Below are 18064 nucleotides of genomic sequence, written 5' to 3'. Positions count from 1 at the left end.
AACCCACCATCTAGAAGTACTACCAAATTTTCTTGTTTTATAGGGAACTTAAACCCGTTTATTAATTTACCAGTCGCACAGAATTGAGTCAAAATTCTGGCGACTGACGCCTTGCAATCCCCCACTTCAAGCATTGCTAAATTATGAATTCTGACTTGTTTAAAATATCTCAAAAAAAGCATCATCTAATTCATAACCCAGCATTTGCGCCATAGACTTCAGCCGGGATAAGCTGGGAATGCCTTGCTGTTTTAGCCAATCACCTAAGATAAAGATTTTATGCATCAAAAATATCTCTAAGGCTTCAGGATTGTACTGAATACCTTCTTGAGAACTGAACTGATGTGGTACTAGCATGGCGGTATAACGAGCAAATTCTCCCGCTTTCCAATCCAGTAAAAATGGTAACCAGGGGTATTTGGCGTCTAAACGCACGAACCACAGCCGAATCTCTGGAATTTCTGAGAGTTCTCGTGGGTCGCTAGGTTCTTTGTCGTAATTGATATCAAAGCTTAGCTGTTGTTCGTGGGCCGCAACCCCATCTTGCAGCAGTTGTTCGATCGCCACAAAAGCAGGTGACAGATCCAAATTGTTAATCAAGTCATTATTGAGTGCAATCGCAATTGTTTTTGACTCAGCAGCCACTTTCTTTTTGCTCTACTGTAGGATCGAGAATCTACAGTAGCAGTTTTGAGCGATTGACGCTAGATTCAGCCAAAAAGTCCTTACTCATAAAACTTCTGATGTCTAGCGATTAGCACTTACATTATATTTTGCTCAATTAGAAATATCACTTTCATCGCTGCTATAGTCACTCACCTTTAACTGAAAAATTGTTACATCAAAAGTATGCTGTAATACAAAAATAAACCTATTTGAGCGAGGCAACTTCTGCTCTTTGGTAGACATTTGTAGTATTTTTAAGCTAAAGTTGTAATGAGTTTGTTTTAGGTTAAGTTCTGGCAAAGCAGGCATCAAAAGCAAAAAGTCGTTATTACAACCTGTGACTTCCGCAGCATTAAAAGCCAAAACATAAGTCCAGGTAAAAAGATTGTGTGCAATATCCATGCATATATTAAATGACCAATAAACATTAACAGGGGAAAATTCCCCCACAGTTAGCAAGCTGTAATATGCAAAAACAAACAATTACTACAAGACCTATTCGTTCTCTAGAAGATGCGTTAGAGCGGTGTCAAGTCCTGGGTATGCGCGTCAGCCGCCAGCGTCGCTTTATTCTGGAACTACTTTGGCAAGCAAACGAACATCTTTCTGCTAGAGAGATTTACGATCGCTTAAACCAACAAGGCAAAGAAATCGGTCATACTTCGGTATATCAAAATTTAGAAGCATTATCAAGTCAAGGGATCATCGAGTGTATTGAACGATGCGACGGGCGTTTGTACGGCAACATCAGTGATTCTCATAGTCATGTTAACTGTATAGATACAAATCAAATTCTGGACGTTCATGTGCAACTGCCAGAAGATTTTCTCCAGCAAATTGAACAACAAACAGGAGTGAGGATCACCGACTATAGTATTAACTTTTATGGTTACCGCAACTCGCAAGAAAGCTAGAGGCTCAGTATTGGGGATTGGATATTGAGAAAATATTTCGATTATGATTCTTATTTAGGAGGTAAGAGGAACCTACCTTTTAAAACCTAGAACTAAGTAGGTGGAGGCTTTGTATCTAGTGGCACTTTCTGCTTGATACAATTCTTCTTTTAAACTGGGCTTTACACTCAGCAACTTTAGTTTTAATTAATACTTCTTTCCTCCAGCAAGAACTGCCTTCTAACTGTAAAAGTGTTTTGAGTGTTTTAACTGATTGATAAAATGCACTTTATTTTAACTTTTACAGATAATCCTCACCTGTTATTCCGCAATAGAATTATTGCCAAAAACAGTTTCATCAACTGCGTCATCATCATCTAAATCTACTGGTAAAATTGTGCCTTCACAGCTTTCAATTAGTCCAATTGTTAGGGGGTTTCTCGAATTAATATCTGTGTCTAATATGCTTTTGTCGCTGTTGAATAAAGGTTGCTGTGATTGTAAATTTTTCACTTTTTCAAGCGATTCTTTGGAGAACAAAGCACCATTATCAATAGCTAATTTTTTGTTAGTATCAGTAAGTATGGTATCAAATAAGCAAGCATTGGTAAAATTAGCAAATTTCAGATTGACCCCCATCAGGTTTGCTTGTCGAAGATTTGCGCCTGCGAGATTTGCTTGTCGAAGATTTGCGCCTGTGAGATTTGCTTGTTGAAGATTTGCGCCTGCGAGATTTGCTTGTTGAAGATTTGCGCCTGCGAAATTCGCCCCAATTAACTCTGCATTAGATAAGTTTATTTGCTCAAGATTTATTTGAGTCAGTATCACTTGCAATAAAGAGGCTCCCGATAGGTTAAGTCCAGCCAAAGACTTGATTCTGGTTATAAAGGCGCTTTTAGACAAAACTGTTGTCCTAGCAATCAGCACACTTAATGCTTCTGGATTGAATTGTGTCAAATTGATTGGATTACCGCAAGGCCAAAAAGGAATTTTTGTTTCTTGATAGCAAGCACAAAGTAATAAAAACACATTCAGTCCCACCGCAGCATTTACCTGCTCAACATTTACACGGTTTTGCAATGCGTGAAAGTGAGTCAAAGCTTTATGTGCTATTCCTTCATCTAACCAACGCCCTTGACAGTAACCATGCCAGAAAGATAAAAGACGTTGAAATAAAACTTCAAAAGAAAACTGCTCTTTTTGCTCTTTGCGTAATCCCTCGATCGCCAGTTCTTCAATTTCCTGACTAAGTATTCCATAACCGAGTAAATTATAAATATGCTGGGCTACACTGCTGGGAGAATCAAGCATAAAAGTAAGCGCCCCATAAGCCTCATCTTGGTACTGAGTTATAAATTTCAACTCCCCAGCAATGGCTTTTGCACAAAGATATTCTCCCAACTTAATATGCGAAAACTCAACTCTTCCTCTCTGCGCCTCTGTAGCTGGGCGTGAGCTTTCCAAATCTCCAATTTCAAAATAAAATCTTGGTAAATTTTGATATTCCTCAACCCAATTGATTTGATAACGCTGCGAGTGTAAAATTTTTAAAGCGATCGCCTGCATCTGCTCAAGTAAATCTTGGGGAGCGCGATCGCCAAGTAAATTAGCGATCGCTTCTGGAGTCCGGTGAATATGAGCAAATCCCGATCGCAATAGCATAGTCTTGATTCCACCAGTTAAGGGATAGCCCAACAACCAGCGATTCAAGCGATGATAAATTTCCCATAACAAAGCAGCCTTGCTAGTTAACTGCAATAACTCTTCATCTAGCATTCCTTCGCGGTGTAAAATGCCCAATAAATGCAGCATTAAAGGTTGACGAACAAACACAGATAGTTCTGGAAACTTTGATTTGGCAAATAACCCCGCCTGTTTTAAGAATGTAAATAGATTTTGAGCAATGGGCAACGATTGTACTTTTGCCCACTGCTGAAACCATTGTTTGAGTTCTTCTACATCCAACGGCTGGATAATAATTCGTTTGAATAATAGCGGTACTGGGACAATATTGTGCAACGTCGTTGACGTTAACAGAATTTTGTGGCGGTGCTGAGACTGAAAGTTGAGCAATTGCTGAATAAAAATTGCTTTTGTTCTGATACCCACAGCTTCAGGCGGTAGTTCATCCAGACCATCGAGCAACAATAAACAACGAGGATTTTCTTGTTCTAACCAAGTTGAAAGATTAACTTCAAAAGCCGAATTAAGAGTTTCGGTAAAAGTTTTGCCGTATTTGACATCTCGCAACCTAATTACTATCGGCATCCAATCAGGGTAAAATTTTTCTGCCACCTGTGCCGCCCAAAGTTGGCAAAAACTAGTTTTTCCATAACCAGGCTCCGACTCAATCACAGCGATCGTTTCTAAATCAGCTAGTTGTTGTTGTGCCCATGTGTTTAAATCAACTGGCGTAACAGTTTTTTTATCCTCCTCAGAAATACTTTCTAGTATTGGTAAGCCTTTTTGTGGTACATAGATATCCTTAAGGGCAAAGGATTCCATCAGCAATGGCATACTCAGATTTTGAATTAAACTTGCCCGGTAATGTTCTCGGTGCAAGTCAATTTCATCACTCACCTTAGAATCGGCTGATGAAATTCCCAATCTGACAAATTTTTGCAGTTGCGCTAAAGGAGCAGCATTTTCGCTAATCACTACCAGTAAGTCACCAGGAAGTGAGTTGAGCAAACGCTGTGTTAAGAGTTTAGCTTCAGCTTCCTCTGCACCATTGGCAACGAGCCAAGCTATAGCAGCATTATTTATTTGTTGTACGAGTAATGAGTCAGCAATTAAAGACAGTGCTTGTTCAGCTTGAGTGTCAGTCAATTTACCTGGGCTGAGAGTTTTCAGCAGTGCTTGTAGTTGCGGATCTTGCAGGATGTTTGGTTGGCTGGGTATTCTTGCTCGGTCTAGCCACGGTCTTTGCAGGCTTGATTCCTGCTCTAAAATTGCTTGCAAAGCTTGAAGATAGGCAATTTGAAAGGCTAGCCATGTACCTTCGTTACGTTTTAAAGGTTTTTTCTGGCTGAGGCTACGCAACAAGCTTGCTGTCAACTCACAAATGACACTGATTTCATCGTAAACAATACCCAAGGGTAGTTCTAAGATTTCTACTAAAGTACAGATATCAAAAGGCATCAGACTTTTGACTTCCATATCCTGAACAATACGGTAAGCAATACCTGCCAATTGTCCCGCTGAAAATCCCCTGATTTGATTGATTGCGATATAGCGTTCTGCCAACCACTGCCGAATACTTAGGTTCATTTAATTACACGGTGAAGGCTGCTATGGCAATTATGATCGATTTATTCGGTTTGCAAAACAGGTAACAATGGGGAAGACAAAGTTTTATCTCAAAGTTGTTTTTTAATTGGGAAAAAACAGTGCTTGTATAACCGAGCAGACTATGAGCGATCGCCCTCTGAAATTACTGCTTGTAGACCAAGACCCGATTTTTCGTTTGGGATTACGGGTAGCTCTAGAAGCAATTGCTGACCTGCAACTAACGGCAGTGGTAGAAACTGATACTGCCGCCTTGCAGATTTTAGCAGAAATCGCCCAACAAGACCCTAACGAAGTAAATTTGGTGATTTTGGAATTAGGTAATGGTCGCTCTTTTAACAGTCAGCAGCTAGGATTGCAATTCTGTCGCCAACTGAGAACCTTGTACCCCAATCTGCCAATTTTGCTCCTCAGTTCAGTTCAAGAGCAAGGATTACTATTAGCTGCCAAATCTATTGGTGTAAATGGCTACTGTCCAAAAGGCACGCCTGTTTCTGAATTAGTCACCACCATGCGACAAGTTGCAGATGGTAGTTCCCATTGGTTTGACTATAACTCTTCTACAGACGCGATTAATCGCGTCTCTACCCCCTCCCCCCAGCCTTTGTTCAAGCTGCGAAATAATTTACGTTTGTCAGGGATTGGTTACATTAACGCTACCTTAGCGGCGGTAACAACACAATTACAACTACCTGGACTACCAATATTAGATCGGGCAATTCTGGCTGGACAGCAACGAGAACTGTTAGCGGCTCGTTGGTTGCTCAATCGGTTGCTGCTATTATCACAAGAAAAACAACAAGAAAATATTTTGGCTACCGATGAGCCTTCAGGTACTTCATCGAGTAGTGCTATTCAACAAACGCAAACGCCACCTCTGCTAACCACAGCAGCGTTACAATCTGCTTTATTTGCCTCTTGCGTTACTAAACTTCAATTTTCTTTAGAAAATGTTACAGATATCGCTTTAGAAATTGATATTTTACGCGAACAAAAAAAGCGAGAATTACTTTACTTAATTCTCCAAAAATTTGCTCAACAATTAGATGAATTGCGAGCTTCGGAAATTGAAATAAATCAATTATTTGAAATCAAAAATACTTTAATTATTGATTTATGGCAAGCAGCAATTACAGATTTCTTTGGAAAATTTTATTTAATTAAAATTCAGAATAAAAATATAGAACTTGTTAAATTATTACTGCAACAAACCGAAGTTGTCCAAAGAGAAATTCTGAATAAAATTCCGCTAACTTGGGAATTATATAATTATTTTTTATTTCAAACAGAGTTTTACATTAATAATATATCATATTCAGCAGTCAGCAATGAAGCTAAATCTCAAGCATTAATGATTTTAGAAAATTTATTAATTCAGGTAGCAAATGGTATAGTACAACCACTGCTAAATTCATTGGCAGATGTAGAAATTATTAAAACAAATTTTTATGGAAGTAGATTGATTTCTACAAGAGAGATTGAAAAATTTAGGAATGAATTGTCATGGAAATATCGTTTTAATAATTATATAAATGAAGCTCAAGCAGTTTTTGAAAGTCGCTACGAAATATTTGTGATTACACCTCGGGGGATAGCCAAAACTTCAATTTATGCCCCACGCAACCAGGAATTAGAACAACTTTCTAATATACCTTTATTAGTCACACTGATTCTAGAATTTAGTGATGCGATCGCACCGCGTTTAAAATCACTATTAGCTTTTTTAGGTAGCGGGATTGTCTTTATTTTGACCCAAGTAATTGGTCGTGGTTTAGGTTTAATCGGTCGTGGTATTCTCCAAGGTATTGGCAGTGTTTCATTAGGAGAAAAGAATTTTAGACGAAATAGCGATCGGAGTAAGTAAACGTTCAAGAAGGATAGAAATTTATCCGAAGTTAGTAAAAAAGTGAACCAGATTTTACTTATTTTCTGGTGGCCCTAAATTCGCAATTTCATAACCATCAGGATAACTGCGGATAGGAGAATCGCTGAAAAATTGAGATTGTTGGTAGGGTGGTAAAAAACGTAATATTAGACCACGTAATTTTAAGCTATTTACCATAGCAATTCGGAGCAAATGCGAAGGATGTTCAAAACCAAAGGCATCCAACATTGTTTCATCAAGTAAAGCGTAAACAAAGGGTTTTAGGGGCGATCGCATCCACCAAGGAAACCAACTCAAAAACAAATCGCGGGTTGCTTCACCAACTCGACGATTAGTGTCCGAATAGCGAAAGTGTTGGAGTTCGTAGTCAAGGTTGTAACGTTCAAATTCTTCATAGTTTGCAGGAATATTTTGAATATGCATTCGCTTACCTACTTCTCGCCAAAAGTAAAAAGACGCTAATTTTTCATTTTCACACATTGACCGCCAGCCAAACCGAGCATTCCAACGGATGGGATCGTAAATGAAAGTAGAAAGTACGTAGAGAAAATCTTCATTAGTAATTGTGAAACGTCCGTGGATAGCATTCATCCTTGCAATTGCCTGACGACCTCGTTCACTCTCGTAACCCCACTTGCTAATCTCTACAACAATGATTGACGTGTCATCATAACGCTTTTGGGGACGATTGCGAAATTCACCTGTTTGATCCAGCAATTTAGAGATGCTAGGAACACAATAAGTTTTCATCAGTGCCACTTCAAGCGATCGCACCAAATCCCAAGGAAATTCGTAGCCAACCATCAGATGATAAATTTGGTAATGGTCTTGTACAGGATCGAGTTGCTGAATGCGACGAAGATTATCGTAACGATGAAAATGCACTTTTGCTTTCTCCTAATGCCCAAAGACAAATGACAAATGACAAACAATGATTTTATCGGGTTGGTAGTTTCTTATATATACGCAACTAGTCTACTGGTTATTGGTGAGGGTCTACGTAGACTGTTTGGTGTGAAACCAGATTTGACTCGCAAGGTAATTCATATTGGAGCAGGGATGTGGGTTTTCGGTGTCTTGCTGTTGTTTAATCGCTGGGAAACTGGAATTATACCCTTTGCTACGTTTATTGGACTCAACTACCTGTTTTACCGCTATCGAGTCATTGGGGCAATGGATACCCAAGATAGCTCACCTGGCACAGTTTATTTTGCTATTTCCGTAACGCTACTGTTTGGGTTACTGTGGCGACCAAATGACCCAGTAGATAGCGCCCCAATTGCCGTAGCTGGAATAATGGCGATGACTTGGGGGGACGCACTTGCAGCACTAATCGGTAGGCGCTTTGGGGAGCATAAATACCAGGTGGGAAATTCTGTACGTTCCTGGGAGGGTTCAGCAGCCATGTTTGTGGCGAGTACAGTAGCAATTTTTTTGGTGCTGTTGCTACTTCCTGGGTCATCTCTTAGCCCCCTAGCGATGCCTTTGAGTTTGGGATGGGCTTTATTGACAGCAATAATAACTGCTACTTTTGCAACCCTAGCTGAAGCCGTTTCACCCCACGGCACAGATAACCTTAGCGTACCATTGGTAGCAGCAGGGGTAGTTTGGGTAGTGATGCATGTAATGGAAGTTGCTGATTGATAACTGTTGACCGTTGACTGTTGGCTATTTAATAACTAATGACTAATAACTGATTCACAAATTCCAATTGCGACGAAAATGAAAGAAGTCTTCTAGAAACTCTTGCAAAGCAGTGTTACTATTTAACTTTTGTTTACTCCACTCTCTAGTAACTTGTTCGATAATTTCTGAGAAACTGGGATAGACAGGAGAGAAATTTGCTAAATCTTTGACTTTAATTTTTTTGGACATTGCCAAAGCAATTAAATTAATTAATTCTCCAGCTTTTGCTCCCAATATCGAAGCTCCCAAAATTTCGCCATTGCGTAGCACAATTAATTTATACATCCCAGTGGTTTCATCGCTAAGTTGCGCTGCTGCCACTGTTTTCAAATACTGTCGCAAAACTAAAACTTCATCTCGACGAAATTGCCGTTTTGCCTGTGTCTCAGTCAAACCCACTTGCGCCATCACGGGCACTGAAAATATCGCCCAAGGAATGCAGCGATAATTTATTCGTAATCTTGGGAAAAAGAGCGCATTTTTTAGAGCAATTTTTGCTTCATAATTAGCAATATTAGCAAAGTCGTAACCACCAATTACATCACCACAAGCGTAAATACGGTGGTTGGTGGTTTGTAATTTATCATTCACCACTAAACTACGTCCATGCCATTTCACACCTACTGTTGCTAAATTTAGAGATTCAAGATTTGGCTGTTGTCCAGTCGCCACTAAAAGTTCATCAGTTTCAATGGCTTTATCTCCTGCTTGAAGCCACTTTTTATCATCAATTCGCCTGACTTGAGTCACTAATTTGTCAGTGAGGACACGCACACCTTCGACTTCCAACTGTGCTTGTAGTAGTGTGGCAATCTCCGGGTCAATATGAGGTAAAACGTAGGGATACTTGACTACCAGCGTCACACTGCAACCAAACCGCGCTAAAGTTTGAGCGATTTCAATACTTTGAGGAATTCCGCCAATAATTACCCAATTTTTGGGTAACGATACTTTATTTAAGCATTGCCAAATATTAGTTAAGGTAAGATAACCTGTAGCTTCTAATCCTTCAATTTCTGGAATTTCTGGACACGAGCCATTAGCCAGCAAATAGGTGCGTGCGCGTAGTACGCGACTATCAACAATAAAAGCCAGTTGAGGTGAGGATTGAAATTGTCCAGTGCCAACGATGACATCGACTCCCAGTGCAGCTAGGATAGCGGGAGAATATTGTTCTTCAAGATTTGAGACAACGGCTTGAGCATACACCATCGCTTCCTGCCATGCCAGAGATATATGACATTCTTCTGAGGTCTGAGTGTGTATGGCATGAATACCATAACCAGCCGCGTCACTGAATTTTTGTCCCAGTTTAGCAATTTCGCCTAGAGCATAATGATGAATAAACCCATAGTCTATTTTGGGTTGCACCAAGGCAACTGTAGCACCTAGCTGCGTGGCAGCAAGGGCAGCGTAGTATCCAGCAAGACTGCCGCCAATAATTACGACATCGTAATCAATAGTCATTTGTCATTTGTCATTGGTCATTTGTCATTGGGTATTGGGTAGTGGGTACTAAAAAAACTCTTCCCTAGTCTCCAGTCCTCAGTCCCTAGTCCCCAGCACCCACTGGTTTAAAGCTGTGAGTAAGCGTTGGTTATCGGATTCTTCACGTACAGCAACCCGGAAAAAGCGATCGCCTAGTTCTTTAAAGCTAAGGCAATCGCGAATTAAAATCTGATAATGCTTGAGTAATTCTTGCTGTAACTGGGAAGTAGATTTTTGAGACTCAACCAGTAAAAAGTTAACAGCGCTTGCTTGGGGTTGCAATCCTGGGATTTGTACTAATCCCTCAAAGAGTTGGTTTCGTGCAGGTGGTAGCCATGCCCAGGTTTGCTGTTGAAACTCCCTATCCTGGAGTGCCGCAATTGCCGCCGCTGCCGCTAGCGTGTTTACAGGCCAGGGGTCACGCCATAGCTGCCATTTAGCTAGACACTCAGGGTGAGCGATCGCATATCCCAGTCGCAGCCCTGGGAGACTGTAAAATTTTGTCAGCGATCGCAATATTACTAAATTTGCATATTCCTGTACCACCTCAATTAAGCTTTGTTCTTCATTGGGTGGCACAAAATCCATAAACGCTTCATCCACCACTACCAAGGCAAACTGCTCTAGGTAGGGCAAAATCGAGTCCCGCGAAAATAGCTTACCCGTCGGGTTATGCGGATTATTGAGCAATAATCCTTTGTCCTTTGTTTTTTGCCCCCGAAGTTCCGACCCAAGGAAGCCTTGGCTCAACGCCACTTGCTTTCCGACGCAGGGCGACAGGAACGCAGTGGCTCGACTTCTCTGTTTGTCAAGAACTAATGACAAAGCACTTATCATCGATGACTCTTGACCAATGACTAATGACAAAGGACACTCCAGCACTTTAGCCTTACACCCTGCTAAGGTTCGGTAGTAGTCGCCAAAAGCTGGAGTTATTAAAATTGTTGCTGCCAATTGTGATAATTCTTTACCTATTAAAGTAAGTAATTCTGCTGAGCCATTACCCGGCAGAATCCACTCAGGCGGCAATTGATGGAAGTGACTGAGAGCTAGTCTCAGTTCACTATAGTTAGGGTCTGGATAGTGCTTAATATTACCAAGTTGGGACATGATCGCAGCGATCGCGCTGTTTGGCGGTCCCAACGGGCTGATGCTAGCAGAAAAATCCAGAATAGCATCAGGGGGACAGCCAGCCAGTGCTGCTGCCCAGGCTAAATTTCCCCCGTGTGCTGGCTGCCGCATCAAAAAAAGGTTTCCTGAAGAACCTACGATTTTGGGGGTGCTACCCTTTCTCTAAATAGCTTACCTGCTGAGAAGGCAGGCACCTTCGTCGCGGGAATTTCCATTTTTTCATTTGTTTTCGGGTTGCGACCTTCACGAGCTTTACGTTCCCGTGATTCAAAAGAGCCAAATCCCACCAGCGTTACTTTATCACCAGAGGAAACGGCTTCAATAATCGTTTCCAGTGCAGCAGTTAAAACTGCATCGGCCTGTTTCTTGGTAACACTAGCTTTTTCAGCTACGGCGTCAACTAATTCACCTTTGTTCATGTCAAACTCCTAAAGTTTACTTGAGATTTTTTACCGATGCTTTTTCATACATCAGTAATTAAACCTCTGTTTCTAGAAATACAAAAATCATCCTTTGGGAGTATTTTTACTCAAAACGCCTGTACATCCCATCGGCTCGACTTTTCAATGAATCATTCTAAGGTGTTGTAGCCTGATGTGGATAGATGAAACCATTAATTTATATAGATTTCAGGATTTTTTGTAGTTTTAGGGTACTTGTTTCCCTAAAAACCCTCAAAAAAGTAGGAAAAAATACCTAGTGAAAACCCTAGTCATCAACGGAACACAAGAGGAAGAACTGGGACAGTGGAGCAGATGAGAAGAGAAAATACTAGGGGTTTGAGCTAATTTGTAGGTTAGTATAGCCTCGCTTGACCTTGTGGCAGACATTTATTAAGCCTCTACAATTTAGCTGTAAAAATCTGCGGGAGATTACGATTTGTGACATTACCACAAGTTAGCCATAAAAATTTATCGAGTGTCCCTGACTAACAAAACAGAAGACGAGAAGCTTTAACAAAATTAATCTTCCTCATCGCTGTGAAGTTCTCAGCGTCGGCTTGCGGCGCTCAGACTTTTCTGCTCATCCCTTAGACCCCTTACTATTCCCTAACAGAAATTTTCTCTTGCACCCAAGCCCGAACAGCACAGTTACTAGAAATTTACTCATTTTTTTAACTTTTTAGATAAATCGAAATAAATTTCATAGGCTTTGTGCTCAACTAAACTGAAAAGTCTCCGAAATGTTCACCTGAAATGCTGTAACTAACTTTATTCTTGTGTTCAAGGATATCTAAAGTTACAGAAGATAAGCATATTACCAGCCTCATGTCCATAGATTTACGAGCATTTTTTCTGGCAACTGACCCCAGTCGAACCCTGTTCGTCAACAATCCTTCAGATGTGAAATATTACATTGATTTTTCTTCGGTGCGAGGCGGAGATATTATTGGTAAGCTGAAGCAAAAAATTACTTTTTTCAAGCCGAATGAAGCTACCTGCACTCTATTTACTGGGCATATTGGCTGTGGAAAATCGACGGAATTATTAAGATTACAAGCAGAACTGGAAAAATTAGGCTTTCATGTGGTCTATTTTGAGTCTAGCGAAGACTTGGAAATGACTGATGTCGATATTGCTGATGTGCTGCTGGCGATCGCTCGGCGTGTAAGTCAAAGTCTAGATAAAATTACACTGGCGGAACCGACGAGATTTAATGATTTACTCGAAGGTGCTTGGAAGGTCTTAAATTCCGAAGTCACAGGGGCAAAAGTCAAGCTGGGCGGTGTTGATGTTGGTGTCACTAGCGACAAAGATAAGTTGTCTCTGGCTTTTGGCATTGGTGAAATCACTACCAAGATGAAAAGTGACCCAACGTTACGGGCAAAACTCAATCAATATCTAGCACCGCAGAAAACTAACTTGTTAGAAGCGATTAATCGGGAATTATTGGAACCTGCGATCGCTAAACTAAAACAGCAGGGTAAACAAGGTTTGGTGGTAATTGTCGATAACCTTGACCGCATCGATAATCGTGTCAAAGCTTGGGGTCGTCCGCAGCAGGAATACCTATTTGTCGATCAGGGCGAATTTTTGACAAAACTGAATTGTCATTTAATTTATACCATGCCTTTATCGTTGAAGTTTTCCAATGATTATGGAATGCTGACCCAGCGATTCCCGGAAGACCCCAAAGTATTGCCGATGGTGCCAGTACAATGGCCTGATGGCAGCGTTCACGAACAGGGAATGGCACTAATCAAACAGATGGTGCTAGCAAGAGCCTTTCCTGATTTACAACCAGATGAGCGCTTGAATAAGATTACTGAAATTTTTGATAATATTGCCACCCTAGACTGCTTATGTAGATTGAGTGGCGGTCACGTGCGCGACTTGCTCAGACTCCTGAATACTTGGATTATGGACGAAATGGCGCTTCCCCTCACGCGTGATACTTTAGACCAAGTTGTTCGCGCCCGTCGGAATGAAATGATGATGCCCATTTCCGATGATGAGTGGCAATTGCTGCGTCACGTCAAGCAAAACAAAAAAGTCAGCGATGACCAAGGATACCAAAAATTAATCCGCAGCCGCTTCGTCTTTGAATATCGCGATAGCGGCGAATCTTGGTTTGATGTTAACCCCATTTTGGCAGAAGCCAGGGAGTTGCAATGAGGAATCAGAGAACTGAAAAAGAATTAGATTATGAAACCAGAAACCAGAAATGTTTTGTTAAAAGCTTATGCACAATTGCACAAAATCACAGAAGAATTGTATTTAGCCTCTGATAAAGTCGTAGAAAACAATGATTTTGAGGACGCTAGCTTACTAGCCAGTACAGCAGATAGACTTTATGAAGAGATAGAAAATTTAGAGATTGTAATTTCAGAACAGGAGGAGATATGAAAACAATCCTAGAGTTAAAGAATCGTATTCAAGAACTCAGTAAACAAACTGTTGAATTTAGTAGAAAAGCATCTGAAGTTTGTTTAAGTGACCGTCAGCAAGCCAAGTATTTCAGGCAACAAGCTAGAGAAGCTAGTAAACGCACTCAAGTATTGATACAGGAGTTAAAACGCCAGGAAATTTAATTTTGTAGTCTTGAATTGTTCTTCTGTGTGCGTCATACACTCTAGATTTACATTAGCTTATGACAGACTCGCAACCAGTAGAAGGTAATCTTGCAAACAACGATCGCTCTTTGCAACAATTAGCTTGGGCGATTGAATCTTCCGTGGGACAATTTAAGCTGATTTTGGCACGGTGTAATTATGCCAAACTGCGCGATCGCCTCATCGAAAGATTGCGAGAAATCTGTCAAGTGGAAATTCGGCTGTTGGTGGTGCAGCAATCTCACAGGACTCTTTATACTGCAATTCAAGAAGAATTTGGCGAGAACCTACCAGCTTGTGTGATGGTTGTGGGTTTAGAGACAGTGCAGAATTTAACTGCGATGTTGACTTCTGCTAATCAGGTGCGCGAGGAGTTTCGCAAGAATTTTGCTTTTCCTTTGGTGTTGTGGATTGACGATGAAATCTACAAACAACTAATGCAACTAGCTCCTGATTTAGAGAGTTGGGCGACTACGAGGAATTTTGATATATCTACACAACAATTAGTAGATTTTATTATCGAAACGGCTAATCAATGGTTTAGTAATAACTTAAATTTTAGCCTTGATGTATATATTAAACTGGAAAATGAGTTAGAGGCTGCACAAAGATATTTACTCAATCAGCCAGATATTTATAATTTAGAAATTCAAGCTAATTTAGAATCTTTATTAGGTTTTATCAAACAGATAAATAATCACAAAGATTCGGCACTACAGCATTATCGCAAAGCTTTAGAGCTTTGGCAGCAAAGTAATAATTTAGAACGACAGGTAAAAATCCTCGGTGAAATTGCATTTTGTTATTATCTCAAAGCTTTTAAACATCAAGATATCAATCATCCAGATTGGCAAGCAACTGGGCATTATGTTCAAGAGTATATAAATTTTATTAACCAGTTTAGAAGTCCAGAGCTAATTGCTAACTCAGTAGTTAAGTTCGGTGATATCTTGCGAGACTTGCAGAAGTGGGAAACCTTGCAAAGTCTTTCAGAACAAGCTTTACTAATTCATCAAACTAACAACCAGCCAATAGAATTAGCCAAGGATTATGGTTTTTTAGCTGAGGTGGCTTTGGCTGAAAATAACTGGGTGAAAGCAGATCACTTAGTTAAAGAAGCCTTAAAAGTTTTTGATAACATTCCCAATCTAGAATCAGCTAATATCTCAGGGGTTTTAGCGGATAATCCGGGAAGGGTTTTCAAATCAAAAGATTTGAGCTTATATCGATTTATTTTAGGTCGTTCTCAATACCATTTAAATCAAATTCCAGAGGCAACTTTCAGCTTAGAAACTGCTAGCGATGTGGGTAATCCCCTAGAAGATGTCAGGCTTTATTTGGATATTCTCAGTTTTTTACAGCAGCTTTATTTTGAGCAGAAAAAATATCTCCAAGCATACAACATTAAACAGCAACGGCGTTCCATAGAACAGCAATTTGGCTTGCGGGCTTTCATTGGTGCGGGGAGGTTAGAAGCAACAAAACAGGCATTTGTCGAGACATTGCGCTCAAACTCTCCCCAAGGAAATATTGCCCCAGAAATTGCTGCGTCTGGTCGCCTATTGGATGTAGAACGTTTAATTGAACGCATGGGTCGCCCTGATTATAAGCTGATAGTAATTCATGGGCAATCGGGTGTAGGCAAAAGTTCCCTGGTGAATGCGGGACTGGTGCCAGCTTTAAAGAATAAAGCGATCGGTATTCAAGATTATTTGCCGATAATAATTCGGGTTTATACTAACTGGTTGGAAGAGTTGGGCAAGCTTTTGGGGAGAGATGAGGCAGGGGGCAGGGGGCAGGGGGCAGGGGGAGAGTTGGAACTTCAAGTTTCGAGTTCACAAGGTCAACGTTCAGCCTCAGAAGGTCAACTTTCAGCCTTAGAAGGTCAACTTTCATCTTCAGAAGCTCAACTTTCAGCCTCAGAAGGTCAACTTTCAGCCTTAGAAGGTCAACTTTCATCTTCAGAAGCTCAACTTTCACCCTCAGAAGGTCAACTTTCATCCTCAGAAGGTCAACTTTCATCTTCAGAAGCTCAACTTTCACCCTCAGAAGCTCAACTTTCACCCTCAGAACTCGGAACTCCGCAATATTTAATATCCAGACTTAAAGAAAACGAACAGCGCAACCTCCGCACAGTGCTAATTTTCGACCAATTTGAAGAATTTTTCTTTGTTTACACCGAACCTGCACAAAGGAAGCAATTCTTTGAGTTTCTGGGAGAGTGTCTGAATGTTCTATCGGTGAAAGTTATCTTATCGCTGCGGGTAGATTACATCCATTACTTGCTGGAGTGCAATGATTTGTCCAGTCTGAAGATTATTGGCAATGACATTCTCAGTAATAATGTGCTTTACAAGTTGGGGAACTTCTCACCTGCTGATGCCAAGTCAATTATTCAGCGTTTAACTGAAAATACTAGTTTTCGCTTAGAACCTGCTTTAGTCGAGCAAATGGTGCTGGATTTAGCCGCAGAATTAGGTGAAGTGCGTCCCATTGAGTTGCAGGTTATGGGGGCGCAGTTGCAAACAGAGAATATTACAACTTTGGCAGAATATCGGCAGCGTGGCACTAAGGACGAATTGGTTAAGCGTTATTTGCATGAAGTTGTTAATGATTGTGGTCAAGAAAATCAGCAAGCAGCAGACATATTACTGTATTTGCTCACGGATGAAAAAGGAACTCGCCCCCTGAAGACTCGCGCTGAATTGGAACGCGATTTGCACGCATTAAGCAAAGAAGCTGATAAAACTCAATTCTCCCCATCGCCCCATCTCCCCGTCTCCCTTTCCAACTTAGATTTGATATTAGAGATTTTTGTCCAATCTGGCTTAGTGGTTTTGCTACCAGAAAATCCGGTTGACCGTTATCAACTGGTACATGACTACATCGCCGCTTTTATCCGCCAGCAACAGGAACCGAAGTTAAAGCAGGTAATGGCGGAACTGGAAAAAGAACGAGAACAAAGAAAACTGAGTGACACCAAACTAAATAAGTTTCTCAAACGCGCCCTTTTTGGTTCACTTGCAGCCGGAGTGGTCTTAGCTGGGTTGGCAGTTACAGCGTGGAATGCAGCACAAAGGGCAGAACAGGAAAGAAAACAAGCTGCAATTAGTGAAATTAACGCTCTTACTAATTCTTCAGACGCGTTTTTTTTCTCTGGGCAAAACCCCGATGCCTTAATAGAAGGCTTAAAAGCCGGGGGAAAACTAAAACTAACGCCTTGGGCAAACACAGATACCCAAATGCGGACTATGGCAACGTTAAGGCAAGCAGTTTATTTGCAGCCAAAAGAGTATAAAGAAAATAGAGCGATCGAGGTTAATACCTTAGAAGGGCATAGCAGTACGGTCTTTAGCGTCGTCTTCAGCCCCGATGGCAAGACACTGGCTTCTGGCAGTAATGACAAGACCATCAAACTCTGGGATGTCAGCACGGGCAAAGCCATCAAAACCCTGAGTGGGCATAGCAGTTCGGTCTATAGCGTCGTCTTCAGCCCCGATGGCAAGACACTGGCTTCTGGCAGTTTTGACAAGACCATCAAACTCTGGGATGTGAGCACAGGCAAAGCCATCAAAACCCTGAGTGGGCATAGCAGTTSGGTCTGGGGCRTCGTCTTCAGCCCCGATGGCAAGACACTGGCTTCTGCAAGTGCTGACAAGACCATCAAACTCTGGGATGTGAGCACAGGCAAAGCCATCAAAACCCTGAGTGGGCATAGCAGTTGGGTCTTTAGCGTCGTCTTCAGCCTCGATGGCAAGACACTGGCTTCTGGCAGTTTTGACAAGACCATCAAACTCTGGGATGTGAGCACAGGCAAAGCCATCAAAACCCTGAGTGGGCATAGCAGTWCGGTCTATAGCGTCGTCTTCAGCCCCGATGGCAAGACACTGGCTTCTGGCAGTTTTGACAAGACCATCAAACTCTGGGATGTGAGCACAGGCAAAGCCATCAAAACCCTGAGTGGGCATAGCAGTT

The 18064-nt window shown here is 41.2% G+C and carries 14 protein-coding genes; 7 read left to right on the top strand and 7 right to left on the bottom strand.

Translation table 11 applies throughout. The features are described 5' to 3' along the window. Nucleotides 1–159: 159 nt before the first annotated feature. Together FCR06_RS23160 and FCR06_RS23155 are read right to left on the bottom strand one after the other, a co-directional pair. Nucleotides 160–645, bottom strand: coding sequence for a CRR6 family NdhI maturation factor (locus FCR06_RS23160; protein WP_138503915.1), 486 nt, complete (start codon nucleotides 643–645; stop codon nucleotides 160–162). Nucleotides 646–777: 132 nt separating this feature from the next. Further along, nucleotides 778–1068, bottom strand: a complete 291-nt coding sequence (locus FCR06_RS23155) for a hypothetical protein (RefSeq protein WP_138503913.1) — start codon at nucleotides 1066–1068, stop codon at nucleotides 778–780. A gap of 65 nt (nucleotides 1069–1133) precedes the next feature. Between FCR06_RS23155 and FCR06_RS23150 the strand changes: the two genes are divergently transcribed. Next, the gene (locus FCR06_RS23150) at nucleotides 1134–1580 is read left to right on the top strand and encodes a Fur family transcriptional regulator (RefSeq protein WP_138503911.1); all 447 of its coding nucleotides are present in this window, start codon (nucleotides 1134–1136) and stop codon (nucleotides 1578–1580) included. Nucleotides 1581–1880: 300 nt separating this feature from the next. Here FCR06_RS23150 and FCR06_RS23145 read toward each other — a convergent pair whose 3' ends face one another. Next, on the bottom strand, nucleotides 1881–4829 hold the full coding sequence (locus FCR06_RS23145; protein WP_138503909.1) for a pentapeptide repeat-containing protein: 2949 nt from the start codon (nucleotides 4827–4829) through the stop codon (nucleotides 1881–1883). 142 nt (nucleotides 4830–4971) lie between these two features. Here FCR06_RS23145 and FCR06_RS23140 point away from each other — a divergent pair, with 142 nt between their 5' ends. Beyond that, entirely contained in the window at nucleotides 4972–6711 is a 1740-nt protein-coding gene (locus tag FCR06_RS23140; protein WP_138503907.1) for a DUF3685 domain-containing protein, read from the top strand. 54 nt (nucleotides 6712–6765) lie between these two features. Here the strand turns inward: FCR06_RS23140 and FCR06_RS23135 are convergent, their stop codons facing one another. Beyond that, nucleotides 6766–7617 (bottom strand): oxygenase MpaB family protein, encoded by an 852-nt coding sequence (locus FCR06_RS23135; protein WP_189523544.1) that lies wholly within the window; start codon nucleotides 7615–7617, stop codon nucleotides 6766–6768. 36 nt (nucleotides 7618–7653) lie between these two features. On the opposite strand from FCR06_RS23135, the gene FCR06_RS23130 reads away from it, so the two are divergent. Further along, on the top strand, nucleotides 7654–8376 hold the full coding sequence (locus FCR06_RS23130; protein ID WP_138503905.1) for a diacylglycerol/polyprenol kinase family protein: 723 nt from the start codon (nucleotides 7654–7656) through the stop codon (nucleotides 8374–8376). A 54-nt stretch (nucleotides 8377–8430) separates the two neighbouring features. Here FCR06_RS23130 and FCR06_RS23125 read toward each other — a convergent pair whose 3' ends face one another. The 3 genes from FCR06_RS23125 to FCR06_RS23115 all read right to left on the bottom strand — a co-directional run bounded on the left by FCR06_RS23125 (nucleotide 8431) and on the right by FCR06_RS23115 (nucleotide 11456). Beyond that, a complete protein-coding gene (locus FCR06_RS23125; RefSeq protein ID WP_138503903.1) occupies nucleotides 8431–9885 on the bottom strand; it encodes a dihydrolipoyl dehydrogenase family protein in 1455 nt (484 codons plus the stop codon). 78 nt (nucleotides 9886–9963) lie between these two features. Beyond that, nucleotides 9964–11148 (bottom strand): threonine-phosphate decarboxylase CobD, encoded by a 1185-nt coding sequence (gene cobD / locus FCR06_RS23120; RefSeq protein ID WP_138503901.1) that lies wholly within the window; start codon nucleotides 11146–11148, stop codon nucleotides 9964–9966. Between the two features lie 23 nt (nucleotides 11149–11171). Continuing rightward, nucleotides 11172–11456: an HU family DNA-binding protein gene (locus FCR06_RS23115; protein ID WP_015111786.1), complete on the bottom strand. Its 285-nt coding sequence runs from the start codon at nucleotides 11454–11456 to the stop codon at nucleotides 11172–11174. A gap of 849 nt (nucleotides 11457–12305) precedes the next feature. Between FCR06_RS23115 and FCR06_RS23110 the strand changes: the two genes are divergently transcribed. The 4 genes from FCR06_RS23110 to FCR06_RS23095 form a co-directional block, all read left to right on the top strand. After that, nucleotides 12306–13652 (top strand): AAA family ATPase, encoded by a 1347-nt coding sequence (locus tag FCR06_RS23110; protein WP_138503900.1) that lies wholly within the window; start codon nucleotides 12306–12308, stop codon nucleotides 13650–13652. Nucleotides 13653–13682: 30 nt separating this feature from the next. After that, a complete protein-coding gene (locus FCR06_RS23105; RefSeq protein WP_138503898.1) occupies nucleotides 13683–13883 on the top strand; it encodes a hypothetical protein in 201 nt (66 codons plus the stop codon). Beyond that, a complete protein-coding gene (locus FCR06_RS23100; RefSeq protein WP_138503896.1) occupies nucleotides 13880–14068 on the top strand; it encodes a hypothetical protein in 189 nt (62 codons plus the stop codon). Before FCR06_RS23105 ends, FCR06_RS23100 begins: the two co-directional genes overlap by 4 nt. Before the next feature lie 59 nt (nucleotides 14069–14127). Beyond that, nucleotides 14128–18064, top strand: a 3937-nt coding sequence (locus FCR06_RS23095) for a WD40 repeat domain-containing protein (protein ID WP_138503894.1), incomplete at its 3' end; no start/stop codon positions are given.

It is taken from the genome of Nostoc sp. PA-18-2419 (genome assembly GCF_005869855.1).
Taxonomy (GTDB): Bacteria; Cyanobacteriota; Cyanobacteriia; order Cyanobacteriales; family Nostocaceae; genus Nostoc.
Note: the sequence above shows the minus strand (reverse complement) of the source record. Positions and strands in the feature narration are given on the sequence as shown.

What these genes read in the sequence shown, in the direction of transcription:
- FCR06_RS23155 (WP_138503913.1), bottom strand. Translation starts at nt 1,068, where the DNA reads ATGGATATTGCACACAATCTTTTTACCTGGACTTATGTTTTGGCTTTT.
- FCR06_RS23110 (WP_138503900.1), top strand. Translation starts at nt 12,306, where the DNA reads ATGTCCATAGATTTACGAGCATTTTTTCTGGCAACTGACCCCAGTCGA.
- FCR06_RS23130 (WP_138503905.1), top strand. Translation starts at nt 7,654, where the DNA reads ATGACAAACAATGATTTTATCGGGTTGGTAGTTTCTTATATATACGCA.
- FCR06_RS23125 (WP_138503903.1), bottom strand. Translation starts at nt 9,885, where the DNA reads ATGACTATTGATTACGATGTCGTAATTATTGGCGGCAGTCTTGCTGGA.
- FCR06_RS23115 (WP_015111786.1), bottom strand. Translation starts at nt 11,456, where the DNA reads ATGAACAAAGGTGAATTAGTTGACGCCGTAGCTGAAAAAGCTAGTGTT.
- FCR06_RS23105 (WP_138503898.1), top strand. Translation starts at nt 13,683, where the DNA reads ATGAAACCAGAAACCAGAAATGTTTTGTTAAAAGCTTATGCACAATTG.
- FCR06_RS23145 (WP_138503909.1), bottom strand. Translation starts at nt 4,829, where the DNA reads ATGAACCTAAGTATTCGGCAGTGGTTGGCAGAACGCTATATCGCAATC.
- FCR06_RS23150 (WP_138503911.1), top strand. Translation starts at nt 1,134, where the DNA reads ATGCAAAAACAAACAATTACTACAAGACCTATTCGTTCTCTAGAAGAT.
- FCR06_RS23100 (WP_138503896.1), top strand. Translation starts at nt 13,880, where the DNA reads ATGAAAACAATCCTAGAGTTAAAGAATCGTATTCAAGAACTCAGTAAA.
- FCR06_RS23140 (WP_138503907.1), top strand. Translation starts at nt 4,972, where the DNA reads ATGAGCGATCGCCCTCTGAAATTACTGCTTGTAGACCAAGACCCGATT.
- cobD (WP_138503901.1), bottom strand. Translation starts at nt 11,148, where the DNA reads ATGCGGCAGCCAGCACACGGGGGAAATTTAGCCTGGGCAGCAGCACTG.